The 1,852-nt window shown below is 37.0% G+C and carries 1 protein-coding gene; it reads right to left on the reverse strand.

Going from position 1 to position 1,852, the window contains the following annotated elements; all coding sequences use genetic code 11:
• Positions 1 to 442: 442 nt before the first annotated feature.
• Positions 443 to 1,768: a DUF3472 domain-containing protein gene (locus VNJ50_RS14505; RefSeq protein ID WP_325583014.1), complete on the reverse strand. Its 1,326-nt coding sequence runs from the start codon at positions 1,766 to 1,768 to the stop codon at positions 443 to 445.
• Positions 1,769 to 1,852: the final 84 nt, after the last annotated feature.

Here is a 1,852-nt window from a genome sequence, read left to right on the forward strand (position 1 = left end):
CGGGTAGTTTTTCTGGATTTTTTCCCAACATATTTGCAAGCTTTTCTACGACAAATATACAAATACCTGTAATGAAAAACAAGCTTAATAACGGTTAATACACTGGATTATAGATGATTAAGCTACCTTAAGGAGTAACTAAATAGTATACAAAAACATTCGACCCCGATGGGGTCGAATTATACATTTGAGATCCTTTATAAACATAAATCCCCTCCGGGATTGGAAATAAATGTAAATCTGAATTTATTAATCTTAAACAAAAAAAAATGAAGCAAACACTGCTGAGTAACCACTTCAGATAGCTTGCTTCACTTTCCTGTTAAAAAAATGAAAAAAATTAGGCAATTGGAATGGTCGGATACAGTCCTGCCCGACCATTTTCTGATAAGAAGATGACAACGCCTATTGTCATCTTCTTATTAATTGTTTTACAACAATTTTATTTCTTACTAGGCACTTCCAATTTCGAAAAATCGATATCTGGTGCAACGCCATTTGGTAGTCTTGTAAATTCGGTATCAATAGGTATGGTTTCACTAAAAAACCCACAGTTCTCCATATAAAATTCGTTTTCAACAACACCTCCACCATAATCCATTCGCGCTTCTTTTCGAGCAGTCGCGTCGGCGGTAAATTTTGCATTCATCAACTCAATCCATTCCTTGTTGGTGGTATAAATCCATTGGTTGTTGTAATTTGCTTTTCTGGTAATATTGCCATAAGACGGAATGAAATTCTCTAAAAACGAATAGAGTCTCTGTAGATGCCTACTGCCTTGAGGTCTTCTAAAACTGGCTATTAAATGCCACTGATCATCTTCTGGGGTGAAAAAATAGGCCGTATAATCCGTTGAGTTATTTTCTGCCGGAACGCCTTTCAACAAAAATTTATAAGTGGTATCGGCTTTCCATGGAAAAACCTTATAACTCTGTCCACCAGAACCTTCATTTCCAAATTCACCGGTTTTGACAGCATCGCCTTTGCCTAATAAAATAATTTTGTGATCGTCCGGAATTTCATTTGGATCTTGCGTATCAAAAGGACTCCAAACGGAAAACAAAATGCGACGCTCAGTTTCAGAATTGACCTGAATACCAAAATAACCATCTTTAAATCCGTTGGCCATAAAATACGAACCAATTACATCTTCACCTTCCGGAACGTTTATTTCGCTATAAAACCACTCCACCTCTTTGTCGTTAGGCACTTCATAACTTAAATGGACTGATGGGCCGCGACGTCCAAAATAGATATCCTCCGTTATAAAATAGACCTCGCCAGATGTTGCTGGACCTCCAATGAGCACCTCAGAAATATTAGCCACTACCGTGCCTGTTTTCTCTATTCCTGCTATTTCAACCACAGCATAACCGGCTTCAACATCAAAAACCCCAACATCAATGGTTGATGTTTCAGAATTGGTCAAGGCAATGATTTTAGTTTGATCCCCAACGGTAACTTTAAGCTTTGATGTCCCATCGGGCACATTTCCTTTTAGTCCAAGATGTAACTTTCCTGAAGTATCGGTTTTAAAATAAGTATGGACTATGGACTTTAAATCGGTCCAGTTTTTAATTTCCGAATCTTTCATCATCTCGGAAGTTTCTGACGGATTATTGATCACCCAGCTATTGGCTCCTGCCGGTATTTGAATGGACAAATCCAACGCTTCATTTTGCTGTTCAGCATTTTTGTTGGTGTTGCAATTCATCATCTGCAAAGAAAGCAATAGGACAACAAGATAAGCTCCTCCTTTTTTGAGCATAATTTTATTTTTATATTGATTAGTATTTATTTTAAAAACAGATGAATTACGTGGTCATCTGAATTTATTGAAAAGAACTTTAAA

It is taken from the genome of Gelidibacter sp. (assembly GCF_035577925.1).
Lineage (GTDB): Bacteria > Bacteroidota > Bacteroidia > Flavobacteriales > Flavobacteriaceae > Gelidibacter.

Bases quoted from the DNA above. Each gene is read 5' to 3' on its own strand.
- VNJ50_RS14505 (WP_325583014.1), bottom strand. From the start codon at position 1,768: ATGCTCAAAAAAGGAGGAGCTTATCTTGTTGTCCTATTGCTTTCTTTG.